Genomic DNA, 13,341 nt, shown 5'->3' on the forward strand with positions numbered 1-13,341 from the left:
ACCTCCTTCATTCGTCTTTTTTTACATGCTTTATCCCCGATAGCATACGTCATGATGATTACCCGCCAAAGAAAGCTGAAGACGAGCCTCACCTAAATCCTCTCTTTTGGAGAGGATTTAGGTGAGGCTCTTTAAATCCCGCAAATGTAAGCCGGTTGCCCGCCATTATTTTACCGGCTGTGTTTTGTAAATCAAAATATCACCATCGCGCAGATGGGCGGTGTTGCTGATAAAGCGCTGGATGTGCGGCTGGCTGTTATGCAAATCCAAACCGGCGGCATCACTCCATTCTTCGTGAAAAATGAAGGTGTTCTCATCATCGGCCTGATGCAGATCATACTGGAGGCAAGCGATTTCTTTGGTAGAATGGCTTACCAGTTCCAGTAAATGCGCTTTTAAAGTTTCGGCCTCGCCGGGGATGCTTTTAACTATTGCAGTTAAGTAAATGCTCATATTGTTGTGTTTTTGTATGGGTGATAAAATTTTCAGTAAGATGATTGATATAAACGGGCAAATCGCGTTCAATATTGGCATTTTTTTCTACATCGTGAAAATGCAGGCTTTTTAACGGTGTCATTCCGGTAAAGGCATTCATCCGGTGAAAACCGAACAGCACACCATCGTCCACACTGGTTTCATTAAAAAATTCATTGGGCAATGTAAAGGCTTCACGAGGGGCGTTCCATGATGAAGTTAACATATACTGCCTGCCATGCAGCATACCGCCGGTACCATAATTGATAGCCGGGTTGGCTGATGAACGGCCATCACTGTGATAAATACCTTTAGCGTGTCCTTCGGTAAACACCACGTCTATATATTGTTTCAGCGCGTGAGGCACCTGGAACCACCAGATAGGGATGTGATAGATCACTACGTCGGCCCAAACATATTTTTCAACCTCTTCGGCAGGATCATAATCGTCGTTAACATCGGTATATTTTACCTCATAACCAGGCTGGCTATTAAAAAATTCGACACTGACGTCGCTGATGGTTTTGTTGAACTTACCTCCGGAATGACCAAATTTTTGACCTCCGTTTATTACAAATATTTTTTTCATGTTTTATTTTAAATTTTGATAACACAAAATTATGCCAGATTTATCTACTATTAAAATAATTTAAATCATACATTTGTATCATAATTATAATAGTTAAGTTATGGTAAATTTAGAATGGTACCGTACTTTTAAAGCGATATATGAAACAGGAACCCTTACCGGTGCGGCCGAGGCACTGTACGTATCGCAACCCGGCGTGAGCCTGCACCTCAGTTCGTTAGAGGCTTATGTGGGCTATAAATTGTTCGACCGTACCTCACGTAAAATGGTTTCGACTGAGCGCGGCAAGATCCTGTATAACTATATCCAGGAAGCGCTGGAAAAACTGGAATCGGCCGAAAAGCATTTCCATCGCAGTACCGAAAAAGATACGCCCACCATCAGCATAGGCATGTGTTTTGAAACTTTCCAGATCACGCTGGAGCCCTACCTGGCAACATTACCTTTTAATGTGATCATTAAGTTTGGTGAATACCCGCAGATGCTGGCCGACCTGGACAATGGCATCCTCGACCTCATCATCACCCCCGAAAAGGGTAGTAACAAAAGCATCGAATACACCCCTTTTTCCAAAGAAACCATTGTGCTGGTGGCCGGTAAAAATATTGACTGTGCCGAATTTGACAAACTACTGGCACAGGATGATATAGCCGGTATAGAACAATGGCTTACCGCGCAGCGCTGGTATGGCACTACCGGCGATATGGAGCACTGGCTGCGTTTTTGGTATAACAACTTTAACCGGAGGCCCAACTTTAAGCCCAATTTTATTGTACCGAATTTAAATTCGATAGTACGCTGCCTGAGTAGCGGCACAGGTCTGGCGGTGATCCCTGATTTTTTATGCAAGCGGGAGATAGAAAACGGAGATGTAAAGCTGATATGGGAAGGCCGGAAGAAGGTAGAGAACACCCTGTATTTTTCCATGCGCAAGAAAACTACTTACGCTAAAGAAATTGAGCGCACCAAGGAAATTTTTATAAAGGAAATGGCATAGATAACTCCATTACGTCATACGAGGAGGAACGACGAAGTACAAATAATAAAGATTGTCATTCTGAGCATAGCGAAGAATCTATTATGCTATAGAAATGTCTGCGAACAGATCCTTCGTTCCTCAGGATGACAACTTGAATTATAGAGATTGCAACGCTGCGCTCGTGACATGGTTTAAAAGCCCCCTCTCGGAGAGGGTGCGGAAGGCTTTTACTTCTTCCACTCATTATCAACCATGCGCCAAATACCCAGCGGATTGGCATTCTGCAGAGCCAGCGGCAGTTGATTATCCGGCCAGTTTTGGTAACATACCGGGCGAACCCAGCGTTTTACGGCATTAATGCCAACAGCGGTAAAGCGGCTATCGGTTGTAGCAGGCGAAGGGCCCCCATGTACCATGCTGGCACAAACCTCCACCCCGGTAGGTACACCATTAAATAATATTCTACCGGCAAGTGATGGCAGCAGATCTATCAGCTCGGGATGATCGGTGAGGTCTTTTTCAGTACCCATTACCGTGGTAGTGAGCTGACCAGATACGGACTTTAAAACTGCTATCAGTTCCTGTTCATCACGACAGCTTACCATGAGCGAGTACGGGCCAAAAACTTCTTCGTGCAGCAGCGGGTTCTGCAAAAACGTTTCGCCGCTTACCTGGGCAATAATAGGCAATGCTTCTATATCATAGGCTGTTGCTTCGGCCTGTTCAACCAAGGCCACTCCATTTTGCTTAAGTGCGGCAGTGCTTTTTTTCTGATATGCGGTGTGGATACCGGCGTGCAGCATTTTGGCAGGTTGTACCGCTTTGATACCGGTGCTTAAATGTTCCAGGAAATCATGCAGGGCCGGACTTTCTATGGCAAGCATTAGTCCGGGATTGGTGCAAAACTGTCCCATGCCCAGTGTAATGGAGCCAGTGTATTGTGCGGCCAGGTCGGTTGTGTTTTTTTGCAAAGTATCCGGTAAAAAGATCACCGGGTTGATGCTGCCCATTTCGGAGAATACCGGTATGGGGTTTTCCCTTTGTGCCGAATAAGCAAACAGGGCCTTGCCACCTGCAGTTGAGCCGGTGAAACCTACGGCCGCCGTGTGCTCAGCTTGTACTAACGCCTTGCCGCTTTCGAAAGAAGTACCATGTACATGCTTAAAAACATCAGCGGGCATATTGCAGATGGCTATAGCTTTTTTAATAGCCTCATATACCATTTCTGAGGTTTCGGCATGGGCAGGATGGGCTTTTACTACTACCGGGCAACCCGCAGCCAGTGCACTTGCGGTATCGCCGCCAGCGGTAGAATAAGCGAAGGGAAAATTACTTGCCCCAAAAACCACCACAGGTCCCAGTGGAATCAGCATTTTGCGCAGATCAGGTTTGGGTAGCGGTGTGCGCTCTGGCTGTGCGGTATCAATGGTAGCCTCTACCCAGCTACCCTCACGCAGCATGGTGGCAAACATGCGCAGTTGTCCTGTAGTGCGGGCGCGTTCGCCGGTGAGGCGGGGAATTGGCAGGTTAGTTTCTTCGGATGCTTTTTGCAGCAGGGCATCACCCAGTGCCTCAATCTCCTGGGCTATAGTATCCAGAAACTTGCTCTTTTCTTCGATGCTTTTTTTTCTGTAGATCTCGAACGCCACGTATGAGCGCTGCATTACCTGGTTTATTTCGTCGACACTGGATTCTTTAAATGGGTTAGCCATGACAGATGTTTATAATAGATGATCATACAAGCGGCCTTAGCCGCAAATATTTTTAACAAAGATATTTAAACAAGGTTCAATAAAATTCACCGAAACTATCCTTTAATGTTATGATTTTGGCCTTTTCCCGAAAGAGATAAATGAAGCTAAATTTTATCGGTTGTTTAGTATGCTCCATTTAAGCATTTGGATCCCTTTTTTTATTTTATGCTTAAAGGTAAATGTGTTTTTTCGAAACAGGTAAAACATTAGGTTTTGCCAGGCAAATAAAGTGTCTGTTTTATTCATAGCTAAATACAAACAGCAATACACGGAATCGTCTAAGCACTTTTGATAGGCCAGGGTTTGTTTTACGGCATTATGTTTTAATAAAAACCTGTAGTGATAGCTGTAAAATTTATAATCATAGTTTTGTGAACTAAAACCACTTTCGCCATAGAGGCAGATGTCGATGTTTACATAATGTGTTTTGTATAAATTGCTGACAAATACTTTTAAAGTAAAATGATAGTCGGCTGCTATTTTAAATGAATTGCTGTAGCCGCCTAACTCTTCAAAAAGGGTTCTTTTATAGAAGGCGCTTTGGTGATGGAGTCCCTCTGTTAAAACTCTATCTCCTGTATCATAAGCATACTTTGTGTTTGATAACTGACCAATAACATTACCATATATCAGGTGGCATGAATTGTGGCTTAACTCCTGGTGTATAGCCGATAATACCTCTGTATCATACAATGTATCATCGCTCCCCATAAAGTATAACCAATCGCCGCAGGATAGTTTTATGCCCTTGTTCATGGCATCATAAATGCCTTTGTCTGGTTCTGATAAATATTGAAGAGGTAACTCTTTAGCATAACTATTGATTACAGACATGGTATTATCTGTAGATAAACCATCGATAACAATTACCTCATAGTTGGTAAATGTTTGGTTTAAAATACTATTTAAAGCATCTGATAGTGTGGCTGCACCATTGAAAACCGGTATGATAATGGAAAAGAAGGGCTTATCTGGCATAGATTTAATAGCGAACTAATGTATAAAATTATTACTTTAGTTCGCTATCGCCAGCCTGATTATGATTGATAAATTGCCTGTTTCTGCCATTATTGTAGGGTATAATGAAGCCCGGTTATTGAAACAAGCCTTAAAACCCTTGTCATTCTGTGATGAGATCTTATATTTTGACCTGGGCTCTGAAGATGATTCTAAAGAAATAGCTTTACGGTTTGGCGCTAAGGTAATTGATCATGCCCGGGTAGATAGCTGCGAGTGGATACACGCTAAATACTCCAGGTCAACAAAACATGAATGGGTGTTGATCACCGATCCGGATGAGGTGCTGAGTGAAGAGCTGGTTAATGAAATTCACCATATTTTTAAGGGTGGCGTACCGCTGGATAATGTTGGAGCCATTAGTTCGCCATGGATATTTTATTTTAAAGGAAAACGACTTTACGGCACTAACTGGGGTGGTATAAACAGGAGAATATTACTGGTGAATCATAATCGCTTTGAATTTCGGGAACTTATTCATCTGGGCCGAAAAGTAAAAGATGGTTACACTACCCATGATATTGTTTTTAAAGGGAAAAACTTTATTCATCATTACTGGATGATAAGTTACCGGAACCTTTTTGAGAAACATTCCCGGTATTTGCGTAACGAAGGAGAGGCTCGCTTTAAGAATGGGATCCGTAGCACACCACGTGAAATAGCTTTGCAGCCTTTCCGGTCGTTCCGTAACAGTTTTATATCTGCAAGGGGGTACAAAGACGGTTTTACCGGTTTTTTTCTCTCCTGTTTTTGGGCATGGTATGAAACCAATGCCAAAATCCGGAATTATATATATCAAAAGCAAACAGGCAATTAACCGAAGTCTCCAACTAAAGCATTGTGTTCCGGGTAAAACCCGGAGCGCATTTTGTTTTTATACTACTGGTTAAATTAAAACCGCTTATGCAATAAAATATGCTTACCTTTAAGCAATTCCTTCCATGCCATTAAATAAATTCTTAGGCATTGCCATTTTCCAATACGGTGATAATTAAGTTTTAGCTAATAAAACAATACCAACATCATCACCAAAATGAGCAAAACAATTGTTTGCCTTCTTGTTAAAAACAATGTTATTGTATCATGAATTGCCAGTGCTGTTGTAAACAAGTAAAACAAGTAAACCATGATAATAGACAAGCAAGCTATAGAAAAACAAACCCGTATGTATATGTTCGATTTATTAAATACTGCCAAAGAACATGGTTTTAAAGGAGAAGATAACTGGGAATTAAGTATGGCTACGGATATCGAACGAATAAAAATCCAGAAAGATTATTATCCAACAATTGCAGCCAGGATATTCCCGGAGATATTATTACAGGTCTTTCATACCATTAAATCAAGACTCAATCAGCCGAATTACCAGGAAAATCATAAAGAAGGAACGCGGAACGTTTTGAATGAAGAGCTAACCTATTTGGTAGCATTTAACCCTAAGCGGCCTCGTACGTAATATAAGATCTGGATATGACTGACCGCCTGAAAAATAAACAAAGTGATGTGATATGGAAATTTAATTTGATGAGTCAGGCATCAAATTAAATGATGTGGCAGGCCCTTAACGGGTGCTCTCTACGGTGTATACAAAGCTATCAGCTTTATAGTATCCCAAATTATATTCAATTGGCCTTTCACCTTGATCAAAAACAAATCTTTTTCTAAACAGTACCGGACTGCCAACAGCTACTCTCAATTTTTCGGCAATAAAGGTATTAGCTGATTTTGCACTGATCTCTTCTTTTGACAAGGTAGCTATAACAGAATGATCCTGCTCCAGCATTTCATATAATGGTCTTTTAAAATCCTCATCGCCCGTAAGGCCAACACGAGGATGGAAATAGGAAGCAAAGTAGACAAATGGCTCATCAGTACGACCTCTTACCCGTTCCATTTTCAATATTTTACGGTCTGTTTTTATTTCGAAAAACTTTGCCAGCGCCTCATCCGGAAATACCCAGGTAACGTGCAATTCAAAGTTCCTGATAGGGATTCCTCTTAAAGCCATTTCCTGCGAAAAGCTTAACCAGTTGTTTGATTTTGAGCTAACTGCAGCCTGCGCAACCTTGGTGCCGAATCTTTTTTTACGCACCAGTAATCCTTCAAAAACCAGTTTGTTGATGGCTTGTCTTAAAGTGGTACGTGATATAGCCAGCTTTTTGGCCAGATCTACCTCGTTTGGCAAAAGTTTACCTTCCTGGTACTCTTCTTCTGCTATCAACGTTCTTAAAAGGGCTTCGGCCTGTACGTGTAAAGGGATAGGACTTTTATGATCTATAGCGTATTTCATTTATTAGTGTAAATTACAATAATAGCCATTTTATTCAACAAGTTTATTTGTTGCTACATAAAGACGTACCTAAACCGTTTTTAGTATTTGGCAATTATTATTTTCAAGTACAAAAATAAGTTAATTGGAAATTACTTGTATGATAAATTTATTTATATGTTTGTACATAATATATCATAAGTCGACTATTTGCAAATGTTTTTTTGATGATGAGGCTCTTTTAAGATTCTTATACACTCAGATAAATATGTACGTACATTATTACAAATAAATGAATGTCAATCTAAACTATACAAATACATCCGGTTGGGGTAAATCTGCCAACGAAAAGCTCCGGAAAACTTCACAATTTTTAATGCCTGTAAGATTAACAAATAACAGCAGTATTGCACAGGATGAATATAATGTTTACCCGGTAAGTTCATTAGAAGGAGGAAAGATTTTTAACGGATATCATTCATTAGCCCGGTACATCATCGGGAAAAAAACTGTAATTATTGATGGATATGCAGGTGTTTTTTGGAATGCAATAAAGGAAGCCTTAAATGAACATTTTGCAGAAGAAGGATTAACGGTTAACTGGGTAGAAACTTCAGCATATTTAAGGTCACAGCAGGAAATTGAGAATTTAACTGAACCTTTTTTGGGAGCTTCCGATGCTGTTTGGGGAACCAAATGTACCCTAACCCTTCGTGATCTGTTTGAACTGGATAAATTAACGGAACAATTACCAGTTAACGCTGCGTATCTTAACATAATTATAGGTCCGGGAGCGGCATTAAGCAACTGGGATGCGCCTGTAATTTATATCGACCTGCCCAAAAATGAAGTGCAGTTCAGAATGCGGGCAGGCGCTATAACCAACATAGGCGCTCATGAAGCTAACGATCCGTTTTACATGTATAAACGCTTTTATTTTGTTGACTGGGTTTTACTGAACAATCATAAAAAACAAATACTTAATAAAATTGATGTTATAGCTGACGGGCAATGGCCAGATGATATTAACTGGATGTACAAAGCCGATTTCATGGATGGCCTGAATAATCTTAGCCGGTCGGTGATCAGGGTTAGGCCCTGGTTTGAACCTGGAGCCTGGGGTGGTCATTGGATACAGGAGCACATCAAAAACATCAATAAAGATGTAGTTAATTATGCCTGGTCGTTTGAATTGATTGTGCCGGAGAATGGATTGGTATTTGAAAGCGACGGTTATTTGCTTGAAGTATCTTTTGATTTCCTGATGTTTAATAACCAGCAAGAGGTACTGGGCCTGCATGCTCAAAAGTTTGGTGATGAGTTCCCTATCCGGTTTGACTTTTTGGATACCTATGGTGGAGGCAATTTATCTATCCAATGTCATCCTTCGCTAAAATATATACAGGAGAATTTTGGTGAGACTATAACCCAGGACGAGACTTACTATATATTGGATTGCAAGGATAAGGCCGAGGTTTATCTTGGTTTTCAGGAAAGTATTCAGCCCGAAGAATTTAGATCGGTATTGGAAACCAGTCAGCATAATAACAAGGAGGTGGCGATTACAAATTATGTTCAGGCACATGCAGCCAAAAAACACGACCTGTTCCTGATCCCAAACGGTACCGTACATAGTGCAGGAGCTGATAACCTGGTGCTGGAGATTAGCGCTACACCCTATATTTTTACCTTTAAGATGTACGATTGGCTAAGGCTCGATCTTGACGGTAACCCGCGCCCGATTAACATTGAACATGCTTTTAATAACCTCAATTTTGAGCGTAAAGGTGAAAAAGTAAAAACAGAGCTTATTTCCAAACAAGAGGTTATAAGGCAAGGCGAAGACTGGCAACTGGTACATTTGCCAACGCATCAGGAACATTTTTATGATGTACACCGAATAGAATTTGACAAAGAGTTCACCATTGAAACTCATAACCAATGCCATGTGATGATGTTGGTTGAAGGATCGACCATTACCATAAAAACAGCTAACGGAACCAAACAAACTTTTGCCTATGCCGAAACCTTTGTTGTGCCGGCAGCGGCACAATCATATACATTAACCAACTTGGGTAAAAGCCGCGCAAAGGTGATTAAAGCCTTTTTAAAATGAGTGAAGTGATTGATATTACGGCCGCAAAACCGGGCAAGATCTACCTTTATCTGGTATGTCTTGTGGCCGCCCTTGGTGGGTTTTTATTTGGTTTTGATACCGCTGTAATTTCAGGGACGGTAAGTTTGGTTAAGCATAACTTTAACTTAAACGCGGTTAGCGAGGGCTGGTTTGTAAGTTGTGCGCTGTTAGGTTGTATCATAGGCGTTAGCCTTTCTGGTAAATTAAGCGATAAGTATGGCCGCAAAATCGTACTGATTATTTCGGCCGTGCTTTTCCTGGCATCGGCTTTAGGTTGTATGCTATCAGGCTCATTTACCACTTTAATTATATTTAGATTAATTGGCGGTTTGGGCATTGGTGTAGCTTCTATGGTATCACCTTTGTATATTTCAGAATTCTCGCCATCACGTCTCCGTGGAATGATGGTATCGTTATATCAGCTCGCCTTAACCATTGGCATTGTACTGGCTTATTTTTCAAACGCTTATCTGGCAAATCATGCCACCGATGTGTTTAACAATGCTGATATCAGTAAAATATTTTCGGCCGAGGTTTGGCGCGGTATGTTAGGATTAGGAGCATTGCCCGCTGGTATATTTTTGATCTGTTTGTTTTTAGTGCCCGAATCGCCACGCTGGTTATTATTAAAAGGGCAGGAGCAAAAGGCAATAACAGTGCTCACAAAAATTGATGGAACCGAGATGGCGCAGAAGGAAATGGATGCTTTTAAAGCGTTGAACAAAAATAATGAAGGCGGCTCCATTAAAGAATTGTTTACGCCGGTTTATCGGAGGGCTTTATGGATAGGATTACTGCTGCCCTTTCTGTCGCAGGTATGTGGCATTAATGCGGTAATTTATTATGGCCCAAGGATTTTGGAGCAGGCGGGTTTCACGCTAAATAATGCGCTTGGCGGTCAGGTAACCATAGGTTTGGTTAACGTAATATTTACTTTTGTAGCCATTTTTACCATTGATATATGGGGACGCAGACCCTTATTGTTTACAGGTATTGGCGGCGCGGTTATTTCATTACTCATTATTGGAGCTTTGTTTGCATTAGGAATAACTACCGGGCCGTGGATATTGATCTTTATAATAACATTTATATCCTGTTTCGCATTCTCTTTTGGGCCGGTTTGCTGGGTAGTTGTAGGCGAAATATTTCCTAATGCCATCAGGGGAAAGGCGATGGCCTTGGCCACACTATCATTGTGGATAGGTAATTTTTTAGTAGGGCAGCTAACACCTATGTTATTAGAAGGTTTGGGCTCCTCATGGACATTTTGGCTATTCGCCCTTTGCTGTTCACCTGCATTATGGCTTACTTTTAAACTCATTCCCGAAACCAAAGGCCGTTCATTGGAAAATATCGAAGCTTACTGGAAACGGACTTATATCCAAGAAAGCAGATCAGATAAATCGTAATATTCGGTTTTAGGTATTTAATTAAAACAATGAGCCATAAAGGCCTATATTTAAGCTTTTTTAAACCAAATAGTAAAATGAACTTAAGTTAATGATTGTGATGTTGTTGCTCCCGCATTATTTTTATATCGCTTCTATCTTATCTGGAATTACGGTGTTCTTTCCGCTTTTAATGACCATTAGAATGTTAAAAATGCCTTTTACGCGGTAAACATCTTTAGCCTGAAAGTTAAGGAAAACTGTTAATCTATGTGAGAGTAGTTGTAAGTCGAAAGGCTCTTAAAATTAAAGCTTAATGAAATCAGATCGCCATGTTGATGGCTAGTAGGGCACATTGGCATTGGTAAGAAAGGGCGCCGCTACCGATGCAGGATTGGCTATACCGGTGGTTTCTATCACCAACTCATCAAACTCTTCGCGGCCTTCCCATAACACTTCCAGCAGCGAGTAGAAGTCTTCATTCAAAATGCAGCACAAGCAGCCATTGCTGAGTTCAAACAGCTTATCATCAGCGCAAATACCAGTTGACCATCTATCCCTTCCTGACCAAATTCATTTTCAATCACGGCGAGTTTTTCGGTATTTCGATAGGCTATTAGTCCGTTCAGGAAAGTGGTTTTACCGGCGCCGAGAAAACCAGTGATTATAGTAACGGGCTTTGCTGCTGTCACGCTCATTCTTCAGTCTGCTTAAATTTAAACAAATATAATTAATAAATGCAATTATGTTGCTTTTGATGTTGTTGGACGAGTAAATAATAATACAGTTGCAAGTCCGTTTTTATACAGCAAAGTGTTTTAATAACACTTTGTAAATTTTTAATAACTAAAATGTTACGGTGAAAAATAAAAAATCAACGAAACTATTACAATCCAGACTTGATAGGTTGTTGATTTTTTTTCAGTTTTGTCGATTGGTTAATATTTTAATTACATCCTATTAACCTGCTGTTACCTAAGTTATGATTGATTTCACAGAAGAACTGTCCGAAGAGGAACTGATACGGTTGCTGAAGCAAGACAGGCTTGGTGCGTTCCGTGAGATATACTCCCGGTACTGGAAAAAATTATTTGATGAAGCATACAAGAGGCTAAAGAACAGAGAATTGGCCGAAGAGGTTGTACAGGAACTTTTTACTAATCTTTGGACAAAAAGACAAGTACTGCAAATCAACACTACTATAGGCGCATACCTGCATTCGGCAATAGCTAACCAGGTTATTGACATCTATCGTAAGGAATTGGTGCGATCAAAGTATAAAGAGGCCTTTAAAGTTGTACATACGGAGGTTGATAACTCAACCGTAGATTCCATCATGTTAAAAGACCTGGTTTATACCATTGATGAGGAAATAAGCCACCTGCCCGACAAATGCCGCTCGGTATTTGAATTGAGCCGTAAAGAACACAAAAGCAATAAGGAAATAGCCACCTACCTGGGGATATCCGAGAAAACGGTAGAACAGCATCTCACCAAAGCCTTAAAACAAATAAGGCTTACCCTTACCCACTATCTTACCCTTATGCTGTTTTTATTACTAAAATAATTTTTTAATAAAAAGTTTCAAACCGACTAAGGGATGTGTCTTTCTCAAACGTCAATCATAGTATAAACCGAATTTTTTTTCTTTTCATGAAAGAACATCTATCTATTGAATTACTGGAAAGGTATATTAATGGCGAATGCACGGATGATGAAGCTACCCTGGTAAAACAATGGTACCAATCATTTGAACATGATACTAATTATACTTCGGCTCTGAACGCCTCTCAACAAAAAGAGTTGGAAGAAAAAATATATAACAGTATACTGAGCAATATAGATGCTGTAAATGATCAGGACGCGCCGATAATAAATAACAGAAGTAATACCTGGTTATGGGTAGGTGCAGTAGCTGCCATGCTATTGATAGCTATTATGATAGGTTTATTCCGTAAAACAAATACGGGTACCCAAGATACACTGGCCAGTAACCAGCAGGAAATGGTGTCTATTACCAATAACTCCCACCGTATTTATAAATCAAAACTTCCCGATGGCAGTACAGTTTGGTTAAACCCTAATGCCCAATTAAAATATCCCAAGAGGTTTGCGGCATCGGCGCGTATGGTTTTCATGTCGGGCGAATGCTTTTTTGAGGTCACTAAAAATCCAGAACGCCCTTTTATAATCAGTAGTCATTCTATTATTACCAAAGTTTGGGGAACAAGTTTCCGGGTTCGTGATAATGGGCAAAGCAGTGAGGCTGATGTGGCGGTAGTAACTGGTAAAGTATCTGTGAGTATTAAAACCAAACAGAGCGTAAACAACACCCGGTTAAATATAGAAAACGGGGATGTGATGCTGTATCCGCATCAGAAGGCGGTGTACTCTGTGCATGATCATACATTGAAGCCTATCACCAAATCTGATGAAACCACGCTTAAAATATGGAACCACGAGGATTTGTTATTTGATAATAAACTGATGAAGGATATTGTACCTGCACTAAACGCGAGGTATAAAACACACATTGTTGTAGCCAACGAAAAATTGAACCGCTATATGCTTAACGCAGATTTTACGGGCTTTAACCTGCCCGATGTTCTTGAGGCGCTTAATAAATCGTTAAGTATTGATTACGAAATAAAAAATAACACTATCGAACTTAAATAAACCAACTATTAACCAAACCCATGATTGAATGAAAGAGAGAACAAAAGCCTAAAAATCA

14 protein-coding genes are annotated in these 13,341 nt (G+C 40.5%); 7 read left to right on the forward strand and 7 right to left on the reverse strand.

The features are described 5' to 3' along the window. Positions 1–165 precede the first annotated feature (165 nt). Together ACNURT_RS05370 and ACNURT_RS05375 are read right to left on the reverse strand one after the other, a co-directional pair. Positions 166–453, reverse strand: coding sequence for a putative quinol monooxygenase (locus ACNURT_RS05370; protein ID WP_370994872.1), 288 nt, complete (start codon positions 451–453; stop codon positions 166–168). Beyond that, positions 425–1,063 carry an NAD(P)H-dependent oxidoreductase gene (locus ACNURT_RS05375; protein ID WP_419700862.1) on the reverse strand — a complete coding sequence of 213 codons (639 nt, stop codon included), beginning with the start codon at positions 1,061–1,063 and terminating at the stop codon, positions 425–427. The genes ACNURT_RS05370 and ACNURT_RS05375 overlap by 29 nt, the downstream gene beginning before the upstream one ends. Positions 1,064–1,163: 100 nt before the next feature. On the opposite strand from ACNURT_RS05375, the gene ACNURT_RS05380 reads away from it, so the two are divergent. Continuing rightward, on the forward strand, positions 1,164–2,060 hold the full coding sequence (locus ACNURT_RS05380) for a LysR family transcriptional regulator (protein WP_419700863.1): 897 nt from the start codon (positions 1,164–1,166) through the stop codon (positions 2,058–2,060). Positions 2,061–2,269: 209 nt separating this feature from the next. On the opposite strand, the gene ACNURT_RS05385 is transcribed toward ACNURT_RS05380, so the two are convergent. Together ACNURT_RS05385 and ACNURT_RS05390 are read right to left on the reverse strand one after the other, a co-directional pair. After that, positions 2,270–3,754, reverse strand: coding sequence for an aldehyde dehydrogenase (NADP(+)) (locus ACNURT_RS05385; RefSeq protein ID WP_419700864.1), 1,485 nt, complete (start codon positions 3,752–3,754; stop codon positions 2,270–2,272). A gap of 153 nt (positions 3,755–3,907) precedes the next feature. Next, positions 3,908–4,774: a glycosyltransferase family 2 protein gene (locus tag ACNURT_RS05390; RefSeq protein WP_419700865.1), complete on the reverse strand. Its 867-nt coding sequence runs from the start codon at positions 4,772–4,774 to the stop codon at positions 3,908–3,910. 61 nt (positions 4,775–4,835) lie between these two features. On the opposite strand from ACNURT_RS05390, the gene ACNURT_RS05395 reads away from it, so the two are divergent. Both ACNURT_RS05395 and ACNURT_RS05400 read left to right on the forward strand, forming a co-directional pair. Further along, entirely contained in the window at positions 4,836–5,630 is a 795-nt protein-coding gene (locus ACNURT_RS05395) for a hypothetical protein (protein ID WP_419700866.1), read from the forward strand. 309 nt (positions 5,631–5,939) lie between these two features. Then, complete coding sequence (locus ACNURT_RS05400) at positions 5,940–6,269, forward strand: hypothetical protein (RefSeq protein WP_370994865.1); 330 nt, start codon at positions 5,940–5,942, stop codon at positions 6,267–6,269. Between the two features lie 105 nt (positions 6,270–6,374). On the opposite strand, the gene ACNURT_RS05405 is transcribed toward ACNURT_RS05400, so the two are convergent. Continuing rightward, positions 6,375–7,103, reverse strand: a complete 729-nt coding sequence (locus ACNURT_RS05405; protein WP_419700867.1) for a GntR family transcriptional regulator — start codon at positions 7,101–7,103, stop codon at positions 6,375–6,377. A gap of 271 nt (positions 7,104–7,374) precedes the next feature. Between ACNURT_RS05405 and ACNURT_RS05410 the strand changes: the two genes are divergently transcribed. Together ACNURT_RS05410 and ACNURT_RS05415 are read left to right on the forward strand one after the other, a co-directional pair. Further along, positions 7,375–9,198 (forward strand): class I mannose-6-phosphate isomerase, encoded by a 1,824-nt coding sequence (locus ACNURT_RS05410; RefSeq protein WP_419700868.1) that lies wholly within the window; start codon positions 7,375–7,377, stop codon positions 9,196–9,198. Then, complete coding sequence (locus tag ACNURT_RS05415) at positions 9,195–10,628, forward strand: sugar porter family MFS transporter (protein WP_419700869.1); 1,434 nt, start codon at positions 9,195–9,197, stop codon at positions 10,626–10,628. The genes ACNURT_RS05410 and ACNURT_RS05415 overlap by 4 nt, the downstream gene beginning before the upstream one ends. Positions 10,629–10,949: 321 nt before the next feature. Here ACNURT_RS05415 and ACNURT_RS05420 read toward each other — a convergent pair whose 3' ends face one another. Continuing rightward, a complete protein-coding gene (locus tag ACNURT_RS05420) occupies positions 10,950–11,093 on the reverse strand; it encodes a GTP-binding protein (RefSeq protein WP_419700870.1) in 144 nt (47 codons plus the stop codon). Beyond that, positions 11,090–11,305 (reverse strand): GTP-binding protein, encoded by a 216-nt coding sequence (locus ACNURT_RS05425; RefSeq protein ID WP_419700871.1) that lies wholly within the window; start codon positions 11,303–11,305, stop codon positions 11,090–11,092. The genes ACNURT_RS05420 and ACNURT_RS05425 overlap by 4 nt, the downstream gene beginning before the upstream one ends. 284 nt (positions 11,306–11,589) lie before the next feature. Between ACNURT_RS05425 and ACNURT_RS05430 the strand changes: the two genes are divergently transcribed. Next, the gene (locus ACNURT_RS05430) at positions 11,590–12,174 is read left to right on the forward strand and encodes an RNA polymerase sigma-70 factor (protein WP_370994858.1); all 585 of its coding nucleotides are present in this window, start codon (positions 11,590–11,592) and stop codon (positions 12,172–12,174) included. Between the two features lie 86 nt (positions 12,175–12,260). Further along, complete coding sequence (locus ACNURT_RS05435; protein WP_419700872.1) at positions 12,261–13,283, forward strand: FecR family protein; 1,023 nt, start codon at positions 12,261–12,263, stop codon at positions 13,281–13,283. The last annotated feature ends 58 nt before the right edge of the window (positions 13,284–13,341 follow it).

Origin of the sequence: Mucilaginibacter sp. NFX135 (assembly GCF_048565145.1) — a bacterium.
Classification (GTDB): Bacteria; Bacteroidota; Bacteroidia; order Sphingobacteriales; family Sphingobacteriaceae; genus Mucilaginibacter.

Excerpts from the sequence above, each read along its gene's own strand:
- ACNURT_RS05375 (WP_419700862.1), bottom strand. The coding sequence starts at position 1,063 with ATGAAAAAAATATTTGTAATAAACGGAGGTCAAAAATTTGGTCATTCC.
- ACNURT_RS05400 (WP_370994865.1), top strand. The coding sequence starts at position 5,940 with ATGATAATAGACAAGCAAGCTATAGAAAAACAAACCCGTATGTATATG.
- ACNURT_RS05430 (WP_370994858.1), top strand. The coding sequence starts at position 11,590 with ATGATTGATTTCACAGAAGAACTGTCCGAAGAGGAACTGATACGGTTG.
- ACNURT_RS05425 (WP_419700871.1), bottom strand. The coding sequence starts at position 11,305 with ATGAGCGTGACAGCAGCAAAGCCCGTTACTATAATCACTGGTTTTCTC.
- ACNURT_RS05385 (WP_419700864.1), bottom strand. The coding sequence starts at position 3,754 with ATGGCTAACCCATTTAAAGAATCCAGTGTCGACGAAATAAACCAGGTA.
- ACNURT_RS05415 (WP_419700869.1), top strand. The coding sequence starts at position 9,195 with ATGAGTGAAGTGATTGATATTACGGCCGCAAAACCGGGCAAGATCTAC.
- ACNURT_RS05405 (WP_419700867.1), bottom strand. The coding sequence starts at position 7,103 with ATGAAATACGCTATAGATCATAAAAGTCCTATCCCTTTACACGTACAG.
- ACNURT_RS05380 (WP_419700863.1), top strand. The coding sequence starts at position 1,164 with ATGGTAAATTTAGAATGGTACCGTACTTTTAAAGCGATATATGAAACA.
- ACNURT_RS05395 (WP_419700866.1), top strand. The coding sequence starts at position 4,836 with ATGATTGATAAATTGCCTGTTTCTGCCATTATTGTAGGGTATAATGAA.
- ACNURT_RS05370 (WP_370994872.1), bottom strand. The coding sequence starts at position 453 with ATGAGCATTTACTTAACTGCAATAGTTAAAAGCATCCCCGGCGAGGCC.
- ACNURT_RS05435 (WP_419700872.1), top strand. The coding sequence starts at position 12,261 with ATGAAAGAACATCTATCTATTGAATTACTGGAAAGGTATATTAATGGC.
- ACNURT_RS05390 (WP_419700865.1), bottom strand. The coding sequence starts at position 4,774 with ATGCCAGATAAGCCCTTCTTTTCCATTATCATACCGGTTTTCAATGGT.
- ACNURT_RS05410 (WP_419700868.1), top strand. The coding sequence starts at position 7,375 with ATGAATGTCAATCTAAACTATACAAATACATCCGGTTGGGGTAAATCT.